Here is a 21,878-nt window from a genome sequence, read left to right on the forward strand (position 1 = left end):
AGAATCAGCAATAATTCTTAATTTTTAGGTAAAATGATAAATAATTGCTATTTGATGGGTAAGATCCAAAACAATAAGAAGTTCCTTCCTCAGTAAACGGGAAAGAACTTCTTTTCTAAGTAATATGAAATTGGTTTTTAACCCTCCAAAACCTTATATAATTTATCCGATAAGCGAATTCTAAACGGTAATTGAAAAGTACAAATGTCTCCCGCAACCGCTTTATCAGCCTTCACATCGTTTACTTGCATTTCGGTAATCACTAGTTGTTGTTCTCCAGTCGTCATTCCTTTAATCAAAATGGTGTCACCCACTTTGATTTCGTTTTCTTCGATAGAAAACTGTCCAATACTTGGTTTTGGATAAAAATGCGTTCCGTTACCAATGTATTGTTTCTTAATTTTTGGTTGCTTTTTGGCCAACGCTTTCGATTTTGTTAAATCAGCCAAATTAGGAACTGCAGCCAAAGGATCATGATTTGCATCTCTATTTTTGAAAGTCAACACATCTGATTTTCCTTTTTTGAAAATCTTATTTCCGTTTTTCACCCCACGACGAATCGCTTTTTGCTCCTCTTCTGGCAAATGAATCACATCTACGCAGTCTTGTGAACAACAACCTTGCATGGCTTGCGCACATTCCTCACACTGAATAAATAACAAATGACAACCTTCGTTGATGCAATTGGTATGCACATCACAAGGTTTTCCGCATTGGTGGCATTGCGATACAATGTCATCTGTAATTCTTTCACCTAAACGGTGGTCAAACACAAAGTTTTTTCCAATGAATTTGCTTTCTAGGTTTTCTTCTTTTATTTGCTTGGCGTAATTGATAATTCCACCTTCAAGTTGGTATACATTTTTAAAACCTTGGTGCTTAAAGTAAGCCGAAGCTTTCTCACAACGAATTCCTCCGGTGCAATACATCACCAAGTTTTTGTCTTCCTTAAAATCTTGTAATTGCTCATTTATAATTGGCAACGATTCGCGGAAAGTATCAACATCTGGCGTAATTGCTCCTTTGAAATAGCCAATTTCACTCTCGTAATGATTCCTGAAATCAACTACAATCGTATTTGGATTATCCAATATTTCGTTGAATTCCTTCGCTTTCAAGTGAATTCCAATGTTGGTCACATCAAAAGTTTCGTCATTCAAACCATCGGCAACAATTTTGTCACGTACTTTAACTGTCAATTTCAAAAACGAGTGATCGTCCTGTTCCACCGCAACATTCAAACGCATTCCTTGCATAAAATCATACGCATCAAGAGTATCCTTGAAAGCATAAAAATTATCCGCAGGGAGCGATAACTGGGCATTTATTCCCTCTTTGGCCACATAAATACGACCAAGAACCACTAGCGGGTCCCAAGCACGGAATAAATCGTTACGAAATTGTGTTGGATCTTGAATTTGCGCATAAGCATAGAAAGACAAAGTAAGTCTTTGTTTTCCGGCATCATCAATCATGATGGCTCTTTCTTCTGCGCTTAAAGTGTTATACAGTTGCATGCTATAAACGGTTTAAGTGTGAAAAATTATTTGTGCAAAAGTATAAAAAAGTGACTAAGTGGCAAAGTTTCTAAGAGACTAAGTTTTTGATTTTTTTGGAGCTATTACCAGCTTTTCGCTATATCTCCTGTGTCCGCTATCGCTACCACAAGAGGATGCCGCTGCAATCTGGGCTATGGGATTTGGTATTTAACGAGGATTTGTTTAAAAATACAAAAGCTAGAATACAGTTCTCAGCTCTTGATGAAATCTATGTTTTAATTTACTTATTTATGATTGTTCACCACGTTTTCAGTCAATATGTTAGAGAGCTTTTTTAGTTTTTCTTGCTCGTACAAAGAGGACAAATCTTTTAAATCAGTTCCTACAGGAGCCTCATAATTAATGTAATCCTGAAAAGTGATGCCATCAATTACTCGAGTATTAAAAGCAGCTCTAAATCGGACTCCACCTTCGTTGACATGGTAATTATAAGCTAAATAATCAATTTTATGAGTGTTCTTGTTTATCCAGTACATGTATTCATCATCAAAATCTTTTCCGCCACCTTCTTGACCAAAAGTAACTTGGATTACATCGTATTTCTTGCTTTTGATGGTCTTTTGTTCAATATATTTTTTGTGCACTGATGCATCTTGCAATTTATAAGGTAGCGTAGCAAAATAAATAACCGAATTCAATGCTTCTGAATATCTATCAGCTTCTTCTTTACTTAAAGTTTGTAATTTGTTGTTTATTGTTCGATCAAATTTTCCTGAAGTCATTATGTCTTTAACCAAAGAATCTCCTTTTTGACTTTCAGACGAATAGGAGTACTGAGTTCCGTCATTTTCAAAGCGATATATTTTTTCTCTAAAATTAAAAGAAAAGTCAGCCTTATCAAACAATTTGCCGCCATGCGCCATTATGGCGCTGTTTACAATTGAGTCACCTTTTGAAAGTGGTTTTTCAATTGTAACGTTATCATTTAAGACTGTTGTTTCCTTAGTATTCTTTTTTTTATTGCAAGACAAGATAAATAATGCAGTAATACATAATAATATTATATTTTTTTTCATTCCTTAAAAATATCACTTTTTAAAATCAAGGAAGAATCTAGTACGTGTTTTATAACAATTTTAACTTAATCTTACTTCCAATCTTTCAATTACTGTTGCTTTTTTATGCTTTTTATCTATAAAAAGGGGTGTTGTTGTAAAGTTTATTAGTATCGAAAGGTGATTTAAAATGTCGAAAATAGCAAACGTAAGCTAGCATTAAGTTTATTTATCACTATAGCTTGTAACCTTAATTTGAATAAATTTAAGGTTACTTTGATTCGTCAACGATTAGTTTTAAAGAATTGATATAATCGGTGTCAAATTCAATTACCCTTATTTTATTAAGTTTTAAACTCATTTCTCCTTCAAATTCTCCTTCAGTACCCAAGAAATCAAGGAACAATTCGTGTTCATTCATTTCTATAAGTTTACCCAAATAGACTGCTTTTTCAGACTTTGTTGCTATTTGAAAAATCTTATATCTATTTGCTAAGAAATTAATGATTGTTGGTAAATCATTTAACGGAATTATTTCTGTAGCACTAGTTTTTAAGCCTTTTAACTTAATAACTCTTTCCGTAAATTCATGGTCTTTGTCTTGAATGATTGCTTTTACATTTTTATTTTTCAATATCGTAAAACCGTCAATGATAAAATCTACAGGATTGTTTTTGAGTAAAATCCAATTCTCAGTCCAATCAATTAGAAAACCACTAAAAACATCTTTTTTATCGTCAAATTCTAAGGTGATTAATTGTCTTAAATATTTATCCATTGTCTTGATTTAGTTTTAAAAGTAATATACTATCATAGCACTTCAAAGATAATACGTATCATTGTTTAGTTTGCCAAGTTTAATTTTTTTTAACAAAGTAGAATAGTATCATTCTACTTATTATTTTTAGGTCTGCTACTAAAGGTATAACAAAAACAATCACTTTCTTGTTATTCAAAGAAGAATCTTATCTTTTAAAAGGGTTTTTTACTACTATATCAAAAGCGAGATAATGTACTGGACTGGATGAAAATTTACCAATGATATTGTGCATATATCCTAGGTTTAATGTAACTTTTTGCACTGGCAATATTACGGAGTAATACAAGCAAAAGCGTGCTTCTTTATATTCAAATTTACTCCAATCATTTGTTCTACTAGTCGAGAATAATGCTTCTGCTGTAGCAATTATTTTATGTGTTTTTAAGGAATTAATGTTCACAGTTGTTTTGCCTCGAAAACGAGATCGAAACTGTGTATTTTCTGTGCTGGAACTAAAATTTGGATTGTAGAAAAATCGTAATTCAGGACGATAACTTATCGAATAATTTATTTTTTTGAATGTATTTATATAATCAAAACGGGTATATAGTCTAACCTCTTGACGGTACTTTGGGACATCCAATTCGTAAGGGCTGGTGGATTGATATTTACTTTGTGATCGATAACTTACTGCAACAGAATATTGCCAATTTTTTTTGAAATGATGAGAAACCTCTTCATTTAATACATAGAGGGATTGTTTTTGAACTAAATTGTATGTGTCAGGGTTACTGATGCGCCCTAAGCCAAAATAGGTTTCAGAATGAATAGTTCTTTCGTTATTAAGATCTTGTTGCACGCCAATTGCAAACCATGAGGCGGTATTTGCCTTACCCATTCCTGGAGGTGTGATTTGAGCATGACAATTGAAATAAAATACAGTTGTAAAAACACAGGTTATAATAATTCGTAACATAATTTTAAGGATTTCAATTAACGGTTATACTACCATTTTCTATTTCAATATTATTTAAAGTATTGTCCATTTTACATTGTAAATGAGTGGATTCAGGAATATTAAATCTATTAACGATTATTGAAGGAATTATACGTTGTGGTAGGTCTTGTGCTTGCGTTGTAGTAGTTATAGTAAACAGTGCAGTTGCCAATAAAATTTGTTTTCTCATTTTGTATTTTTTATTTACAAGACAAAGTAACTACCTGATTTGGGAAAGATTTGGGAAAAGATATTATTTTGTCGGAAACGAAATTTGAAAACTGTGTTCTGAATTCTCAAATGAATAGGAAACTCTAAAACCATACAGGTCCGAAATGGCTTTTACAATAGCTAATCCTAATCCAGTTCCAGTAGTTTGGTTATTTGGTTTATAAAAGCGAGTAAAAATTAATTTTTCATTCAGTTTTTGATCGCTGGCTGTATTGACAATTGTAATAGATTTTTCATCAATTTTCACTTTTACATTCCCATTGGAACGGGTATGAAAAATGGCATTTCGTAATAAATTAGAAAGGATTACATTGGCAAGCGCTGGGTCCATCCGAACCGATAATTCAGCAGTTGCATTTGTAATTGTTTTTACCTCTTTGAAAGTGGCTATTTCATCCAAATCACAAAGACTTTTACAAATTATTCCATTGATTGAAACCATTTGATTGTCTAGAAATTGTTTGCTTTCGATTTTAGTTAAAAGTAGTAAGGATTTGTTAAGTCGAACTAAACGTTCTAAAATCTGTAAAATTTTTGCAATAGAGTCTGCTTGTTCCTCCTGTAAATTTCCTTTTTCGATTAGTAACTCTAATTTGTTAATTGTAATTGCTAAAGGGGTTTGTAATTCGTGAGAGGCATTCCCTGTAAATTCTTTTTGTTGTTTGTAGGTTACTGTAGTATGGAGTAATAAAACATTAACGGCATTTTGCAGGTCCGCGAACTCCTTTGTTTTGGTTTTTACTTCTGGAAGTGCTTGGTTGTTGTCTAATCGGAATTTTTTTAATTTGTCTAAAAAATCATAAAAAGGTTCCCACAGTTTTTTTAGAACTAAATTATTAATTAAAACAATTCCAATAATTAGACTTATGTATAACCAAATGGAATCACTAAGAAGCTCTTTGATAAGATCATCTTCTTCTACCATTGAATTGGCAATTTTGAGTTCATAGTAATTGCCATCTAACTCAAAAACAGTGATAAGCATTCTTACTGGCTCAGGCTCAGGTGCTTCATCATCGGCATCTTGCATGTACAATATAGTGTCAATATAGCTGTCTTTTGCAGTAAGAGCACGCTTTTTATTGATCTTACGAATAGTAAAGAAATTCTCGTCAAACGATTCTTTGGTTAAAACAATAGAATCTTTTTCTGCATTACGTATAATTAAACGTTTGTGATTTTCTAATCCTTCGTCAACGCTACTTTTTATTTCATGAAGCATATTCATATAAAAAATCACTGCCCAAAAGGTAACGATAGCTAAGATTGAAAAGGATAAATATTTTATACTTTGATTGAGTAATTTCATGTTTCAATGAGTTTATACCCAATTCCATAAACAGATTCTATTTCTACTTCTGCGGCAGATAACGATAGTTTTTTTCGTAAGTTTTTTATTTGATAGTAAACAAAATCAAAGTTATCTGCATTGTCTGCATTATCTCCCCAAACGTGTTCTGCTAAGCCCGACTTTGTTATTAATCTGTTTTTATTGAGTAAAAAATAATTTAAGATGTCAAATTCTTTCCTGTTAAGCGGGACATCTATAGTATTTGACTTGAAGGTACGCTCTTTTAAATCTAAGATGATATTGGCAATTTCAATAGTATTTTTTCCTTCTAATATTTGTCGTCTTAGAACGGCTTTCACTCGCGCAGTAAGTTCTGCCAAATGAAAAGGTTTTGTAAGATAATCGTCTGCGCCAAGTTCTAAACCTTTTAATTTATCGTCTAATGATTCTTTTGCTGAAATGATTATTACATTTTCGCTTTTTCCTTCTTTTTTAAGTTTTTCCAAAATTGTAAGTCCATTTCCATCTGGCAACATGATATCTAATAAAATACAATCATAGTCATAAATAAACAATTTAGCTATAGCACAAGAATAATCTGAGGCAGTCTCTATCAAAAACTTTTCCTTTTCCAGAGATTCTTTAATGTTGCTAAGCAACTGAGGTTCGTCTTCGATTACTAAAATTTTCACAACACAAATATAATTTAAGATTTTGGAAAGAAATGGGAACTTTAGACTTCTACTTTTGTTTTAAGATAATGCTGCAAAATTTTTAGGCGTATATGTACGAAATTTATTGGCTAGGTTTTAATTAGTAGCTTGATGTATTTAATGTGTTTCTCTCGCAATACAAGAAGATTTCTTCCCATCTGGATTCTCAAAACTGGAGCAATAAAAAGTTTATATATCCAATATAGTGATTTCTGTCCCTTCTAGATCGGAGGTAATAAATAATTGACATGAAAGCCGAATATTTTTCTCATCATACCCCAGTTGTTCTAGCGTATTGGGTTCATTTCGCTCTTTGTTAGCAGAAATTCCTTTTATACCTATGGCGCGCACTACGCAAGTTGCACATCGACCCACGCCACCACATTCGCCAAAAGAATCCAATCCCATTTCTTCTTTCAATAAAAACATTAAATTAGGGTAACAACCACGCCTAACCTTGATTGGAAACCGTTGGTCATTATCAATAACAGTAAAGGAAATTAAGTGAGGTTCCTGATTCAAAATAGAGGTTTTATATAATGCTTTTTATAAATAGCAACAAGGTTCAAATTTAGGATACTTTGTAGCATTAGTAAACAAAATAGCTTTTAAACACAAAACGTACCACTAGTGCGGTACGTTTTGTATAGAATAAGAGAGGATTAACAGTACTCGTTGTAAGCATCTTGTAGGTTCTCAGCAATCATTTCAGCTGGACGACCTTCAATATGGTGACGCTCTAACATGTGTACCAATTCTCCGTTTTTGAATAATGCCATTGCTGGTGATGATGGAGGAAAAGGAAACATATGTTCTCTTACTGCATCAACTGCATCTTTATCAACTCCTGCAAAAACAGTGATTAAGTGGTCTGGTTTTTTAGCACCATCTAAACTCATTTTTGCTCCTGGACGTGCGTTTCTTGCTGCACAACCACAAACCGAATTTACAACTACAAGTGTTGTTCCTTCTGCTTTGATAGCATCATTTACTGCTGCTGCACTATGTAAATCTTGAAAACCTGCTACTGTTAATTCAGCTTGCATTGGTTTTACCATTTCTTCTGGATACATATCGTTATATTTTAAATATTAGTTTTGAATAGGCAAAGTTACGAAGTTTAAAAAGAACTCTATTGTTTGGTTTATAAAGTTTTGTTATAGTTCGATAGATTCTTTAATTAGTGAGGTGAAATAGCTGATTTATAAAGTAATGGTCATGGTTTAATACCTTTTTATATCCATTTCATGTCTTAAAATGAGTACTTTGTGTCATTGATTTGTAAAGAGTACTCTATTTTTCCGATTTTTGAGTTATAGAATGTTTTCTTTTACCAATCTTAAAAAAACAACAATATCATGAACATTGATTCAAATTATTATTACCACTTACAAACTATTTTGGGGAGTCAAAAAATGGTTGTAGATGTTTTTAATCGTGGTAGGTTTACTTATATGCCACATCTCGTTTTAGAATCTGAATTTTCAGGTCATGAATGGTTATTCGAAAAAATTGATAGCGATAACTATAAAATAAGTGCTCAAGTATTGGGTGTAAAAATGTGGTTGGATGTCATCGAAGGGGGCATATTTGAAGGTCTTTTGATTTATGCACCTGCAGTAAGTTATTCGAATCGTAGCTGGGCCATTGTCCCAAAAACAATCGAACAAAAGCAAGGTTATGCCTTGAGTACTTCAGTTCTCGGAGTTTCAAAATATTTGGATATTCATCAGGGTGGTGACTTTAATAACATGCCATTCATGGTTGATGAACAGAAATTTGTAGGGACTATTTGGAATTTCGAAAAAAGCCAACAAGTTGTTTTAAGTCATTAAAATATAATTCTTTCTAGTTTGCTTTCTTAGTTTGCAACAGAATATTATGTACTGTTTTGGCATTCAAGTAGGAACTTTTTTGAAATAGTATTGTTGCTTCATCTTCTAGAACAACAAGAGTCGGATAGGTAATTTGTCCGTCAATGGTGGCGATTGCAGCTGCAAGCTCATGTGTGCCTGTGTTGCGACCGCGCGGGACATACTTATACACATGATGGTTGATGGTGATGTTCTCTTTTGTCTCGCCATCAAATTTCACAAAATAAAAATCCTTATTCAAGGTTGCAATCAGTTCGGTATTCTTAAAGGTGCTGTTGTCCATCATCTTGCAATACTTACACCAATTGGTATGGACGAAAACCACTATCGGCTTCGGATTTTCTTTCGATGCTTCAAATGCTTCTTCAAAAGTATAGGTTTTCAATTGAGCAAAACTAGATGGAATAGTCCCCAAAAGCAGTAGCAATAAAATGGTGATCTTTTTCATCAGTTCAAAAATTGTAATTGTTAGTCAATGCTTTAGTTGTATTTTTCAGCTTATCGCATGGTGTATCGAAGACCAAAAAAAGTTCTTATTCCTTGATTGGGGCCATAAACATAGGTGGGGTCAAAAGTTAATGCATACGGATTATCTGCTGTGGCTTGCACATTGCCGCTTGCATCAAACTGTACATTTTTATCGAATGGGTCATTGGCTCTAGCTATAATAAACGGATTCCCTTTGTTAGGCGTCCAATTTAATAAATTTTTGACACCCGCATAGATTTCGATGTTTTTGATTTTATCGAATGTGAACTGGATGTTTTGTATGCTCCAAGTGGGTGAATATTCTTTTCTAGGGTCCAAAGCGCCCAAGAGCGGCAAACGCATAGGTCCATATACGTTTCCGGTATAATCAACGTCTAGAGATAATTTGTTTATTCGATACGAAATTGCCCAAGTCGCTGAGAATTTCTCCGTCAATATTTGTTGCGTTTTCTTTTGGTTCTCCGTTTTCGAAACATCCATGTACGTACCTCCCAAAATTACTTTCAAACCATTGGTGAAAACCATATCTACATTGGTACTAAAACCTTGTGTTACGGCATATCCATCAAGGTTTTTGTAAATAATTTGGTTTGGATTGGTGTCATAATCCGGAATTATAGAATTGCTAAAGCGAGTATACCAAGCCGATGCTTCGATTCCGATGAAGGTACCATTATTCGTGTAGATTTTTTTCAAGTAATTTAAATTGGCATTGATAGAACGTTCTGGTTTTAATGCCTCGGTTACAATTACCTCACGTGCACCTGTAAGCGCGGCATGCTCCTCTGTGAACAAATTCACGATTCTAAAACCTGTTCCGGTATTGAAACGGACGATATTGTTGTCGTTGATTTTCCATTTGTAAGCAAATCTCGGGGTAAAAATATTTCCGTGGTTGCTGTTATAATCGTAACGCGCTCCCAATAATATCTTGTGGTTGTCATTGAAGGCAATTTCGTCTTGAGCAAACAAACTCGGAATATAATTGACATCGGGTGCTACAGTTGCGGTGGTGTTGTCATTGTAATATTGATAGCGCAAGGCGGTACCAAAAAGCATGTCGTGTTTGTTGATTTTTTTGTCCCAAGTCAATTGTCCAAAACCAATACGTTGCTGCGCTAGGTAAGGGGTGTCTCCGTAAACCGAATTTTGGTCGTGGTTGGTCAACGAAAAAGTAAAGAGCATTTTTTCTTTAAAAGGCAATTCATAGGCTCCCAATAATTCCCGTCTTTTGGTATAAATGCTTTCGCCATACACTTGATCTCCGCCACGGAAGGACTTGTTCCATTGTAATTCGCCGCCCCAACGATCTTCGTAAAAATAACGTCCCGCTAAGGATAATAATTTATTGCTCTTTCGATTAAAATTCCATTTTTGAAAGATCGAAATACGGCTTTGTAATGTTACGTCAGTAAAATTATCGTTGTTGTTGTCAATTGGATTGCTGTAATTAAAGTAGTTAACGCCCGTCAAAACTGAGGCTGTTTTTCCAACATTGGCTTTGATACCCAAATCCAAATTCAGCTCACCCCAATCTGTCACAAAAGCATCTGCTGAAAACACAGGAGCATTCTTTGGGTTTTTGGTAATAATATTGATCAGTCCACCTACGGCTTCGCTCCCGTACAAAGAGGAGGCAGGTCCTTTAACAATTTCGATTCGTTCCAACAATGAATTCGGAATACCCGATAATCCATAAACGGTAGACAGTCCACTCACGATAGGCATACCGTCAATCAACACCAAAGTATACGGTCCTTCGAGCCCGTTGATGTGAATATCTCCAGTATTACAAATGTTACAATTCAATTGTGGTCGTACCCCGTTAACATTTTGCAAAGCATCAAAAACATTGGCTGTTGGGTTTTTTTTGAAGAATGTTGGCTTGTACACTTCTACAGGTACCGCACTTTCCATTCGGGTGACAGGTTTCAACGTTCCCGTAACCACCACTTCATCCAGCGAGTTGTTTTCTCTCAAATTAAAATCTTGCGTACTTTCGAGACTATCCTTCACCACAATTTTTTTCTTTTCGAATTGAAAGCCAGTGTAAGAGGCGAGTAGTACATAGTTGCCAGAAGGTACGCTTGCGAACACATAATTCCCGTCCTGATCGGTTACGGTAGTTTGTTTTGTTGGCGATAAAACAAGGTTGGCAAAGGGCAACGGACTATTTCCGCCCTTAACTACGCCAGAAATTTTTGATTGACCCAATGCCAGCAAACTGAAAAGTAGCGAATAGGTAATAAATAGGTTCTTCACAATTATATTTTAGGTTTGTTATCTAATTAATTTTAGACAAAACTAAAAAATATATTTGACTAACCAAATAAAAAAGCAAAAATCCTTATAAATAAACAACTTAGGTTTACTTATAAGGATTAATTGTGTAAAAAATAAAGCGTAGAAAGGTTTTAATAGGCCTTGTGAAGCTTCAAAATATTAATGACTTGCACTACTTTCATAACCAGATAAAAATAAGAGTTTGTGGAATTTATGTTTCATTTTTTTAGTTATAAAATTGGTGATTGATTATTGAACAGTGATAGCAAAAGTAACTTCGGCATCTGTAGAACCTCCTGCATTGGTAATATCACCTGTAGCAACGTTGGTTGCGCTTTTGTTTGGTTCATGTCTCAAAGTAATTGTCAAGTTTCCAGTTGCATCATTGGTAGTTGTAAAAACAGATTGCAATCCTACGGGTTTTCCGTTTGCATCAAAATTGCTAGTTGCAGTTCCGTAAGTAAATGCATTTAACGTTCCAGTTTTTTGATAAAACAATTGGTGATCAACACCTTCTTCAATAATTTCTAGCGTAATATCATCAACTGGATTGGCCAATTCATTTTTGAAAGTTACCGCTCCGTTATAGGTTGTGTTTTTTGCAAAAGGACCAGATACTGTAACTACAGGAGCATTAGCACCTTCACCATCAAGATCTTTGTATTGCAATGTAACTGCTGTTCCGCCACCAACTGGAGTGTAGGTTGCTATAACAGTCGTGATTAATTCTTCTTCGTTTACAGGAACCGGTTCATCATCGTTGCTACAAGACGAAATGGTTAGGGTTGCTATAACAGCTAGCGCTAGCGTTTTGAAATTTTTCATTGTCGATTTTTGAGAATTTTTCATTGTCGTTGTCATTGTTTGAGTGTTTAAATTGATTTTCATGGTATAATTGATTTAATAATTGAATTTGAGTTGTAATTGAATGCTTCGACCTACTTCATCGGCAAAAAAGCGCTGACGGTTTAAGTAATCACGATAGCTAGCATTAAACATGTTTTGTATCGAAAATGCCACTGTGGTCGTAGCTTTTTTAAAGGTCTTAAACTTCATTTCGGAATAAAAATGAAATAATTGATAACCTGTAGGAGGCGTACTTGTGTCTACTAAAACAGAAACAAGCTCATTGTCCTTTATAATTTGAGTATAAAAATTGTTGTCTGGAAATTGTGTTTGTCTAAAAACTAGTTCACTTTGAAGTTCTAGTCTCAGGGAATTCCATTCTTTTTTTGAAAAAGTAATTTTATTGTTAACCTGCAACGGAGGCATGTCGATCAACGGTTCGTTTGCTTGCTTGTCGCGCCCGCTTACGTAGGAGAGTCGCAAACTATGTGCCCATTGATTGTTGATTTCCCAAACAGTTTGAAGATCAACTCCTGCTAGTACAGCATTGGTTTGTTGGTATTCATAAACCGGAAATGCACCTCTTATGGTGGTTTCAAAACCAGTTGGTTTCAAAAATATGTAGTCTTTAATGCTATTGAGGTAAGGATTTAATTCGAAAGAGAATCGATTAAATTGTTTCTTTACGGTTACAGATAATTTGGTGGCTTGTTCTTTCTTTAAATTCAAATCACCCAATTCAATCACTCCAGTGGAATGATGTAAGCCATCGCTAAAGAATTCTGACGGATTTGGATTTCTAGAAGCAAAACTCAAGTTCGAGAACAATTCCCATTTTGCTGCTGTTGCTATATGTGTGCCTACGTTGGCAGAAACAGAATTAAAGGTAAACGATGGTTTGGTAAGCCACTGTGTACCAAAATCACCTGCTATAAAGTTATAAAATTGTGCGTCATACCCTCTTTCTTCCCAACGCGATTTGAGGTAAAATTTGGAAGCATCAATTTTGGTGTAGTCGTTTCGAACACCTCCATCGATACTAAAACGATCCGAAAACCGATAGCTTGCTATTCCATAAATTCCCAGATCCAATTTGTCATAATTTGGAATTAAAGGTCGAATACCGGTTGCAGGATTGGCATAATTGTTTTGAACTGCAGTTCTTACTCCTGTTTTTAGCTCCCAATCGTGGGTGTTTTTGGTGTAATCAATCGCTAGTGTATGGGTTTTTAGTTCCAAATCGAGTGCCGCAATGTCGTTGAAATCAGCACGGCGCACATCATACTCTAATCGATTATTCGATTGAAAATCATATTGCAAAGAAAGAAAAGAAGCATTATCGAAATAATAATTCGAATTAAATTTTATGATTTGATGTTTTACTTTTTGTTTAGGATTATTGATGTTATACGTAAAATCATTTATTACAGAAGGTATTTTGTTTGTAATCGAATTGTACAAATCATTCACATTACCTGTATGTGATGCGCTCAAGATCCCAATCGTAGCATTGTAGTAACTGTACAATAGCGAGCTGTAAAACTTTGCAGCACTATATTTTAAATCTCCCGAAAAATGGGCGTTGCGCGTACCTGTGTTGGATAAATTATAGTCTGGCGCCTGCTTGTCACCCAAGTACTTGTAGGTGCCTGTAGCATTCCAACTCAGTCCCAAATCATTCCCTTGGTGCAGACTCGTGGTTACAGATCCTCCTTTACCATTGCTATCATAATTGATAATGGTTCTTCCAAACAAAGTATCTTTTTTTACGGTCAAGGGTTCAATAATTATAAGTCCACCAATGGCATCACCACCATATTGTAAACCTGATGAACCTTTGATTACTGTAATTTTGTTTGCTGTATTGATGTCAATATTTGGATCGTGTTCCATTCCCCATTGTTGGTCCTCGAGTCTTACATTGTTATAAATCACAGGAACTCTACTGCCATATAGGCCGTTGATGATGGGTTTTACAATAGAATTACCGCTTTTGAGTGTTGCTACTCCTGCAATTTCTTTCAATGCATCGCCCAAGGTTTGGTTGCTGTATTTTTCAATAGTTGCCAACTTTAGCTGTTGTGCGACAACCGATGTAGTGGTATTTTTATTTTTTTGCTGAATCACCACTTCATCAAGCAAAGTAGTATTTGGCTTTAATTTAAAATCAATTTTCAGGTTAGATTCTAGCGCAATCACCGTGTCTATTGGCTGGTAGCCAGCATGAGATACAAAGATTTTTGTTGTGCCACTAGGTAAATCATTCGCTTGGAACTGACCAGACGAATTGCTACTTATGACTTTGTTATTAATATGAATGTGCGTGTTGGCGGAGTTAATTCGCTTTTCGGAAATGATTTTTCCGCTGATGTTATTTTGCGAATAGATGCTACTGCAAAACAAAATAAGGCAGAAAAAAACATAGATTTTCTTGGACATTATGGTTTTTTAAATGGTAAAATGAAGGAAAGCCAGCTAAATACAACAGTTATTTTAGGCCACGAATTACACATTCCGAAGCGTCGGGAGCACAAATTACTAAGAAGCTAAAAAAAATAATTACACCTATTTTTAGCAACTTGACGCTTCGAAATTGTGAAATTGCTTCGCCCTTTCGCTTTCGCTTTCGCTCGATTCGTGGTTGTAGTTTTTGTTTTCAAAACTCATGCGCTTAGCCTGATGCTAAAGAATTAGCATGCTTAGTTTGAATTTAATTTTTTAAAAAGAAGGAGGTGCTCGAAGCGAAAAAAAGCTTCCATTGAATACAGAAGGGAATAACTGATGATAAAAAGCTACTGAATAAACCGTTGTTGTAGCGGTAAAATATTCGATAGCACTAAAGTTGATCGCTGTAAAAGTGCTAAAGTGAAAATCGCAAAGACTACATTTTTCGACAAAATCATGACTATCGTTTATCGTTGACTTGCTGGTTGAAGTATTACTTTTTATTAATTGTACTGTGTTTTTCTGAAAATGATGCTCATAGGCATGTACGTTCTGAAGCACTATTGCGAACAATACTGCTAGAGATAAAAATACATGGATTATGGATGCTTTTTTTTTCATTTTCGAAAACGAAGATTATTTATGTTTGATTAACAAAGAAGAATTGATTTGCTTTCCGCTTTAATGCAATTATGTTGCGAATATACAAAACAATTCCTAATTACAACATTGTTGCGTTTGTGATTGATGATAAATTTTTGCATTTACGCTTAAATCTGGTGCTATTATGTTTAAATATAGTGACTTAATTAATTCTTTTCAATAGTTAAGTACTAGTTGTTTTCGACAAAAATCATTTTTGAAAATATAATTTCATTGACGGTACACAAATGTTTATTTATCATTTCAAAAATCTAGGTCGTTGAGTCAGTGATTTTTTACGTATTCCTATGTGCTTTGAAGTTTAAAAAATGACCAATGATCATTCCAAATCCACCGATAAAAAGTAGGGCCGAATGAATATTAAAGACTGCTTCAAGTACGACATTGGTAACAACGAGTAACATAGAGCCAGCTAAAATTATTTTGATCTGCTTGCTAGCATTACTCATCACTATTTTTGAAACAATTACTAATCCAATCATCGCGAATAGGACATCGATGATACAATTGTCTGACAATCCAATTGGGAGTATTGTAAGCAAAGGGAAAATCATGCAATGGATTAAACATAAAGTGGCTGTTGAGATACCTAAAATATCATAAGAGACGGTTGATTTTTTTGTAGCTGGATTTTTCATTTGTAAATTAGTGTTGAAGAAATAATAATTGTCTTTAGGGTAAATGGTGTTACTTTATTTAAAGGAAATCTTTAAAGCATTTTAAAAAAATCATTTCTTATGTGGTCGTCATTGAATTTTCCAGCATACTCCAAAGTGGTTGTTTTACTTGATTTGTCATTGACGCCACGGCTTGAGACACACAAATGTTCCGCTTCTACAACTACAATCACATCATCGGTTTGTAGCGCAGCTTTTAGTTCGTTAAAAATCTGAATAGTCATGCGCTCCTGTACCTGAGGACGCCTTCCGTAATATTCTACAATGCGATTCATTTTCGAAAGTCCAATAACTTTTCCGGATGAGATATACCCAATATGCGCCACGCCCACGATGGGTAAAAAATGATGCTCACAAGAAGAATTGAAAGTGATTTGACTTTCGACCAACATCTTGTTGTATTGGTATTTATTGTCAAATACCGAGATTTTGGGTTTATTTTTTGGATCCAATCCAGAAAATAATTCTTTTACATACATTTTACCTACTCGATAGGGTGTTCCGCTCAAACTATCATCGGTTAAATCGAGCCCTAATATCTCCATTATTTTATGGTAATGCTCGGCTATGGCTTCTATTTTTTGGGTATCGGGCATCAAGAAAGCATCGGCTCTTAATGGTGTTTCTGCTGAGGTACCGATATGATGATCGCCTAATTGTTCTTGATGTTGTTTGTTTAAATCTTCCATAATTGGTGTATAAATTTTGAGTGTTGCGGTATAGTGTAGTCTGATTATTTTATTAAAATTGGTTTAACTGAAACCTCATTGGTTTTTTAAAAATTGCAGTACGTACTAATCACTACATTTTTTTCGGCAGAAAATTGCTGTAACAAATGGTTTAAAAGCGTGGTTCTTCCGCAGCCTAGAAATCCGGTAATGATAAAAACGTTTATTTTACTAGACTTTGGCATTACTGTTTTTGTTTCGGTTGTATAAGATGTAGTTTCAGATTAGAATCTTGGTCAATTCTTTGTTTTCTTGTATATTTGTCTATTGCAATTTTGTTGCAAATATACTGGGTATTTATTTAAACGCAACAATGTTGCGTTATTATTTTTATAATTATGAAAACAACTCGTAATACAGCCTCAAAAACTGCTATTTTAGACTTATTAACGCAATCAAAAGTGGCGTTGTCACATAGTGAAATTCAAAAATTGACGGTCGATTTATGTGATAGAGTTACCATTTATAGAATTCTGGATCGTTTGGTCAATGAAGATGTGATTCATAAAATTGCTACCCCAGATGGTACGGTTAAGTACGCGAGTTGTCATCACACGCATGACCATCAGCATCACACACACAACCATGTTCACTTTAATTGTGAGAAATGCCAATCGGTTACTTGTTTGGATTCGGTGGAACCAAAATTTACAATACCCGAAAAATATTTGGTTAAGGAGGTTAATTTTACACTTACTGGCCTGTGTCCTAATTGCTCCTAAAAAAGCCATGCCTTTGCATAAATCAAAACAAAAAACCCGAAATCGATTGGTCGATTTCGGGTTTTCTATAAAAAGCGATAAGCTAAAGAACCTTTTTTAATATCCTTTTAAAAGGTTGAGTCTCATTTGAGCTTTTTCTCCATCAGTTTTTCTTTGATAATCATACAACGCATTTTCCCATTCACCATAATTACAGTTCGGTAGTACGATAAATTTGTCACCCCATTGCTTGCGGTCCAAATCGGTTTTGTCAAATCGGTCTTGAATGCTATTTTTTTCGAAAGCAGTACTGAAGTCGGTTAGGTTGTCACCCATTAACATCACGATTTTATAGTCTTTCTCAACTACATTTCTACGAACTTCTTTTGATGAGGTAGTCGATTTAAACAAACAATGTGCTTCATCTGCGTTAGGTAATCCTAGACGTTTCAGGTCTATCAAAGTGCTTTGTACAGCACTAGTTTCTCTGTTTGAAATATAAAAAATGGTTATTCCTTTTTTTGCTGCTTCTTTCAAAAACTCAACTGCTCCTGGTAGCGCCGTTGCTTTTGATGCTGCTGTCCATCGGTCCCATTCGGCACCGCTCATTTGCTTATTTTCTTTGATTAATTGAGCGCCAACATAACTATTGTCTAGAATGGTTTCGTCAAGATCGGTTACAATAGCAAGATTGCCTTTGCGCAATTGTCTTCTCGGAATATCATTTATTCTTAAACTAGCCAAATTAAAGGCTTGGTAACACAAAGCTCTATATTCTGCGGCTGTTTGTTGCCATAAGATAGAGTAGACTTTTACTTGGCTTTCGTCATTTTTTGGCGCAACCTCTTGTGCCATTACATTGGGGATACTAGCTGCTAAGAGCAATAGGCAAATTGATTTGCGTAGACAAAGTTTCATTTTCATAGGGAGTTGTATTTGTTTTTTCTAGCCTACTTCACTGTTTTGAGGCAGGTCGTATTGCTTTTTTTATTCGAGCAAAATTATTGTTTGATTTGTGTTTGCGCTGTCGATTACTAGTTTGTGTACTTTTACATACTTTTCAAAAGCAATTAAATTCGGTTGAGATGCATTCGAATACAGATTAATTTCTGCAAATATAGGATTGTTCTTTTGCTTATTGAAGCTAAGAATTGTTAATCTTGGGTCAATTTTTTTCTGTTAGCTCATTTATATTCTTCTTAGACTGCCGTTAATTTTTTAGCTTAGTCTAAATATATTTTTTGGCTGTAATACTTTATTGCATATATTTGTTGCAAACAGTTAGTAATGAGCAAGTCCTTAGAAGAAGTAAACGAATCGGTTTCGACAGAGAATAAAAAATCGGTTTTTAAAAAAATATTGGCCTTTTTTGGTCCCGCTTACCTGATTAGTGTGGGTTATATGGACCCCGGAAATTGGGCCACAGATATTGCCGGAGGTAGCCAATTTGGTTATTCGTTATTATGGGTACTATTAATGAGTAATATGATGGCTTTGTTGTTGCAAAGTCTTAGCGCTCGTTTGGGTATCGTTACGCAACGCGATCTTGCGCAGGCCTCACGTGAGACTTATTCGCCTTTCATCAATTATATTTTATACTTTTTGGCCGAAATTGCCATAGCAGCTTGTGATTTGGCCGAAGTGCTCGGAATGGCAATTGGTATCAATTTGTTATTTGATATTCCGTTGATTCAAGGGGTGATGATCACTGTTTTGGATACTTTTTTACTATTATTTTTGATTAACAAAGGGATTCGAAAAATGGAAGCCTTCATTATCGCTTTGGTAACTGTAATTGGGGTTTCGTTTATTTTCGAAATGATTTTTGCTCAACCCGAAATGGACAAAGTAATTTTAGGATTGATCCCGACCATGCCTAACGAAACTGCTTTGTACATCGCCATTGGTATTATTGGAGCTACCGTGATGCCTCACAATCTATATTTGCACTCCTCATTGGTGCAAACCCGAAAATTTGACCGATCGAAAGCAGGAATCAAGCAGGCTTTAAAATATAATTTTATTGATTCGACCATTGCTTTGAACCTTGCTTTTTTTGTCAATGCAGCCATTTTGATTTTGGCCGCCGCTACATTTTATAAAGTTGGTATGCATAACGTTGCCGAAATTCAAGATGCACACAAATTTTTACAACCGCTTTTGGGTACCAAATGGGCGCCAATTTTGTTCGCCGTTGCATTGATTGCCGCTGGACAAAGTTCGACCATTACCGGAACATTAGCGGGACAGATAATCATGGAAGGCTATCTGAATTTACGAATTCAGCCTTGGGTACGACGCATCATTACACGTTTGATTGCCATTGTTCCTGCTGTTGTAGTGATCACTATTTTTGGTGAAGGAGTAACGGGTAAATTGTTGATTTTTAGTCAAGTGGTTTTGAGTTTACAATTAGGATTTGCTATTATTCCGTTAATTCATTTTGTGAGTGATAAAACAAAAATGAAAGGTTTTCATATTAGCAGAGTAACACAAATTGCCTCTTGGATTGTGGCGAGCATTATTGTGATCTTGAATGGTAAATTGGTTTTTGACGAAATTAATGGTTGGCTTGAATCTGCTGAAAATCCTTTGATACTTTGGCTTACAGTCGTGCCTTTGGCATTTGCTTTTTTAATTTTACTGCTATATATCGTTTTTAAACCTTTTTTCGATAAATCAAATAGAACGATTCATAATCATTCTCCGCACCACTTGAAATTGCAATTTCCTAAAGGTCAAACCTATTCGAAAAAGAACATTGCCGTTACAGTTGATTTTACTACTGCTGATGAAGTGGCACTAAATAATGCCTTTGAGTTGGGTGGAAAAGAGGCCGAATATACCTTAATCCACGTGGTTGAAACGGTAGGCGCTCACATGTTTGGTGATGATGCCGATGATCACGAAACTACGGTAGACGAAAAATTGCTGTTGGAGTATGAAGCTATTCTAAAAGAGAAAGGATTTAAAGTCACCACCAAATTAGGTTTTGGACTGCCAGACAAAGTGATTCCGGTACTAATAAATCAAGGGAAATTTGATGTTTTGGTTATGGGTACGCACGGCCATACAGGATTGAAAGATTTGCTCTTTGGCACAACTGTGGATCATATTCGACATAAAATTTCGATTCCGTTATTTATTGTAAAGCAATAATTCCGTTTTCGTATTAAAGTAATAAACCCTCAAATTCCCCGCATGACGCATTCAGAAGAAAATTATCTCAAAGCCATTTACCATTTAACCACAGTTTCAAGCAGTGATGTGAGCACCAATGCCATTGCTGAAATGATGGAGACCAAGGCGTCTTCGGTCACCGATATGATTAAAAAATTGGCAGAAAAAGGTTTGGTAAATTACAAAAAATACCAAGGAGTTTCTTTGACCGATCCAGGGAGTTTGGCAGCAAAAATGATTGTGCGCAAACACCGACTTTGGGAGGTATTTTTGGTCGAAAAACTTGACTTTTCTTGGGATGAAGTACATGATATCGCCGAACAATTGGAACATATTAAGTCAGAGAAATTGATTAACAAATTGGATGATTTTTTAGGTAACCCAACCGAAGATCCTCATGGTGATGCTATTCCAGATAAAAATGGTGAAATACAAAAAGTAGATAAACAGTTATTATCCGATTTAAATATTGGTCAAAAAGGAATTTGCGTTGGGGTGAAAGACACTTCATCTGAGTTTTTGAAATACCTCGATAAACAAGAAATATCTTTAGGTTCACTAATTGAATTTATTGATAAGGAAGAATTTGATTTGTCTCTGAAAATTAAGGTTGATGACAAGTTTTTAAATATTTCCAATAAGATTGCGAGTAATATATTCATGAAAGTTAATTAGTTTTTTTGCTTGTTTTTTCGTACCTTGTTAGTATAACAATTTAAAATTATTTGATATGAAATACAGATTTGTATTGGTGGCGCTATTTGCGTATAGCTTAGGGTTTTCGCAAAATTTAACACCAACTGCAGTAATACAAAACATGACAAAAGGGACTCAACCTGGAATTAGTGTTTTTATACCCAACGTTTCCGATGATAATGTAGAGGACGCTATAAAAGAGATAACAAAACCATATAAAGGCAAAATTAGAAAGATCAAGCGAAGCGATGAAAATTTTATTGATAATGCATTAATCACAGAAATTAGTCCTAATACGATTGATATTCATCAATTGGTTGAAAAAATCGATAATGGATACCGATATACAGCTTTCTTTAATTTGGGAGGTGTTTTTTTAGATAAAGCGTATAGTGCAGACAAATATGCTTTTGCAACTGATATTGTGAAAAAAATTGCCATGAAAGCCTCCGAATTAGGAATGGGTGAAATCATAAAAGGCGAAAACAAAGTACTAGAAAAATTAGAAGACAGTAAGAAGGATTTAGTCAAGGATAATGATAGAGCGTCAAAAGACATCGAAAAAGCTAAGGATCTGGTAACAAAGAAAGAAGAATCTATTCAAGACAACTTAAAAAAGATTGAAAGTAAAACTAGTGAAATCGAAAAGCAACGTCAAAAAGTAATTGAATTGCAAAATAAGCAATCTCTTTTAATGAAATAAGATTTTAATATGTAATGAAAAAAACCGCAAAGAGAAATAGTCTTCTT

The 21,878-nt window shown here is 34.7% G+C and carries 23 protein-coding genes; 5 read left to right on the top strand and 18 right to left on the bottom strand.

Going from position 1 to position 21,878, the window contains the following annotated elements; genetic code table 11:
* Window positions 1–137 precede the first annotated feature (137 nt).
* From trhO to M2326_RS07880, 9 genes are all read right to left on the bottom strand, one after another.
* Window positions 138–1,517 (bottom strand): oxygen-dependent tRNA uridine(34) hydroxylase TrhO, encoded by a 1,380-nt coding sequence (trhO, locus tag M2326_RS07840; RefSeq protein ID WP_264619010.1) that lies wholly within the window; start codon window positions 1,515–1,517, stop codon window positions 138–140.
* A 266-nt stretch (window positions 1,518–1,783) separates the two neighbouring features.
* Window positions 1,784–2,575: a DUF6503 family protein gene (locus M2326_RS07845; protein ID WP_264619011.1), complete on the bottom strand. Its 792-nt coding sequence runs from the start codon at window positions 2,573–2,575 to the stop codon at window positions 1,784–1,786.
* Between the two features lie 250 nt (window positions 2,576–2,825).
* The gene (locus M2326_RS07850; RefSeq protein ID WP_264619012.1) at window positions 2,826–3,332 is read right to left on the bottom strand and encodes a hypothetical protein; all 507 of its coding nucleotides are present in this window, start codon (window positions 3,330–3,332) and stop codon (window positions 2,826–2,828) included.
* A gap of 187 nt (window positions 3,333–3,519) precedes the next feature.
* On the bottom strand, window positions 3,520–4,290 hold the full coding sequence (locus tag M2326_RS07855) for a DUF2490 domain-containing protein (RefSeq protein WP_264619013.1): 771 nt from the start codon (window positions 4,288–4,290) through the stop codon (window positions 3,520–3,522).
* 13 nt (window positions 4,291–4,303) lie between these two features.
* Window positions 4,304–4,501 (bottom strand): hypothetical protein, encoded by a 198-nt coding sequence (locus M2326_RS07860; protein WP_264619014.1) that lies wholly within the window; start codon window positions 4,499–4,501, stop codon window positions 4,304–4,306.
* A 63-nt stretch (window positions 4,502–4,564) separates the two neighbouring features.
* Entirely contained in the window at window positions 4,565–5,851 is a 1,287-nt protein-coding gene (locus M2326_RS07865; RefSeq protein ID WP_264619015.1) for a sensor histidine kinase, read from the bottom strand.
* Complete coding sequence (locus tag M2326_RS07870) at window positions 5,848–6,525, bottom strand: response regulator transcription factor (RefSeq protein ID WP_264619016.1); 678 nt, start codon at window positions 6,523–6,525, stop codon at window positions 5,848–5,850. The genes M2326_RS07865 and M2326_RS07870 overlap by 4 nt, the downstream gene beginning before the upstream one ends.
* Window positions 6,526–6,735: 210 nt before the next feature.
* A complete protein-coding gene (locus M2326_RS07875) occupies window positions 6,736–7,068 on the bottom strand; it encodes a 2Fe-2S iron-sulfur cluster-binding family protein (RefSeq protein ID WP_264619017.1) in 333 nt (110 codons plus the stop codon).
* A gap of 140 nt (window positions 7,069–7,208) precedes the next feature.
* The gene (locus M2326_RS07880) at window positions 7,209–7,619 is read right to left on the bottom strand and encodes a BrxA/BrxB family bacilliredoxin (RefSeq protein WP_264619018.1); all 411 of its coding nucleotides are present in this window, start codon (window positions 7,617–7,619) and stop codon (window positions 7,209–7,211) included.
* A 285-nt stretch (window positions 7,620–7,904) separates the two neighbouring features.
* Between M2326_RS07880 and M2326_RS07885 the strand changes: the two genes are divergently transcribed.
* Window positions 7,905–8,381 carry a hypothetical protein gene (locus M2326_RS07885; protein WP_264619019.1) on the top strand — a complete coding sequence of 159 codons (477 nt, stop codon included), beginning with the start codon at window positions 7,905–7,907 and terminating at the stop codon, window positions 8,379–8,381.
* Between the two features lie 13 nt (window positions 8,382–8,394).
* Here the strand turns inward: M2326_RS07885 and M2326_RS07890 are convergent, their stop codons facing one another.
* The 8 genes from M2326_RS07890 to M2326_RS17585 all read right to left on the bottom strand — a co-directional run bounded on the left by M2326_RS07890 (window position 8,395) and on the right by M2326_RS17585 (window position 16,736).
* Window positions 8,395–8,868 (bottom strand): thioredoxin family protein, encoded by a 474-nt coding sequence (locus M2326_RS07890; RefSeq protein WP_264619020.1) that lies wholly within the window; start codon window positions 8,866–8,868, stop codon window positions 8,395–8,397.
* A gap of 50 nt (window positions 8,869–8,918) precedes the next feature.
* Complete coding sequence (locus M2326_RS07895; RefSeq protein ID WP_264619021.1) at window positions 8,919–11,171, bottom strand: TonB-dependent receptor; 2,253 nt, start codon at window positions 11,169–11,171, stop codon at window positions 8,919–8,921.
* Between the two features lie 270 nt (window positions 11,172–11,441).
* Window positions 11,442–12,080, bottom strand: coding sequence for a type 1 periplasmic binding fold superfamily protein (locus M2326_RS07900; protein ID WP_319800828.1), 639 nt, complete (start codon window positions 12,078–12,080; stop codon window positions 11,442–11,444).
* 12 nt (window positions 12,081–12,092) lie between these two features.
* Window positions 12,093–14,477 (bottom strand): TonB-dependent receptor, encoded by a 2,385-nt coding sequence (locus M2326_RS07905; protein WP_264619022.1) that lies wholly within the window; start codon window positions 14,475–14,477, stop codon window positions 12,093–12,095.
* A gap of 279 nt (window positions 14,478–14,756) precedes the next feature.
* On the bottom strand, window positions 14,757–15,104 hold the full coding sequence (locus tag M2326_RS07910) for a hypothetical protein (RefSeq protein WP_264619023.1): 348 nt from the start codon (window positions 15,102–15,104) through the stop codon (window positions 14,757–14,759).
* Window positions 15,105–15,421: 317 nt separating this feature from the next.
* On the bottom strand, window positions 15,422–15,784 hold the full coding sequence (locus M2326_RS07915; RefSeq protein ID WP_264619024.1) for a MerC domain-containing protein: 363 nt from the start codon (window positions 15,782–15,784) through the stop codon (window positions 15,422–15,424).
* A gap of 71 nt (window positions 15,785–15,855) precedes the next feature.
* On the bottom strand, window positions 15,856–16,512 hold the full coding sequence (gene folE, locus M2326_RS07920; protein WP_264619025.1) for a GTP cyclohydrolase I FolE: 657 nt from the start codon (window positions 16,510–16,512) through the stop codon (window positions 15,856–15,858).
* Window positions 16,513–16,598: 86 nt separating this feature from the next.
* Window positions 16,599–16,736 (bottom strand): GTP-binding protein, encoded by a 138-nt coding sequence (locus M2326_RS17585; RefSeq protein WP_413603264.1) that lies wholly within the window; start codon window positions 16,734–16,736, stop codon window positions 16,599–16,601.
* A 153-nt stretch (window positions 16,737–16,889) separates the two neighbouring features.
* Between M2326_RS17585 and M2326_RS07925 the strand changes: the two genes are divergently transcribed.
* Complete coding sequence (locus M2326_RS07925; protein ID WP_264619026.1) at window positions 16,890–17,273, top strand: Fur family transcriptional regulator; 384 nt, start codon at window positions 16,890–16,892, stop codon at window positions 17,271–17,273.
* Between the two features lie 96 nt (window positions 17,274–17,369).
* Here M2326_RS07925 and M2326_RS07930 read toward each other — a convergent pair whose 3' ends face one another.
* Entirely contained in the window at window positions 17,370–18,176 is an 807-nt protein-coding gene (locus tag M2326_RS07930) for a 5'-nucleotidase, lipoprotein e(P4) family (RefSeq protein ID WP_264619027.1), read from the bottom strand.
* A 363-nt stretch (window positions 18,177–18,539) separates the two neighbouring features.
* On the opposite strand from M2326_RS07930, the gene M2326_RS07935 reads away from it, so the two are divergent.
* From M2326_RS07935 to M2326_RS07945, 3 genes are read left to right on the top strand one after another with little or no spacing between them, the layout of a single operon-like run.
* Window positions 18,540–20,411, top strand: coding sequence for an Nramp family divalent metal transporter (locus tag M2326_RS07935; protein WP_264619028.1), 1,872 nt, complete (start codon window positions 18,540–18,542; stop codon window positions 20,409–20,411).
* Between the two features lie 42 nt (window positions 20,412–20,453).
* Window positions 20,454–21,107 (top strand): metal-dependent transcriptional regulator, encoded by a 654-nt coding sequence (locus M2326_RS07940; RefSeq protein ID WP_264619029.1) that lies wholly within the window; start codon window positions 20,454–20,456, stop codon window positions 21,105–21,107.
* Between the two features lie 55 nt (window positions 21,108–21,162).
* Window positions 21,163–21,831: a hypothetical protein gene (locus tag M2326_RS07945; RefSeq protein WP_264619030.1), complete on the top strand. Its 669-nt coding sequence runs from the start codon at window positions 21,163–21,165 to the stop codon at window positions 21,829–21,831.
* Window positions 21,832–21,878 lie beyond the last annotated feature (47 nt).

The sequence above is a fragment of the Flavobacterium psychraerolatum genome (assembly GCF_025960985.1).
Lineage (GTDB): Bacteria > Bacteroidota > Bacteroidia > Flavobacteriales > Flavobacteriaceae > Flavobacterium.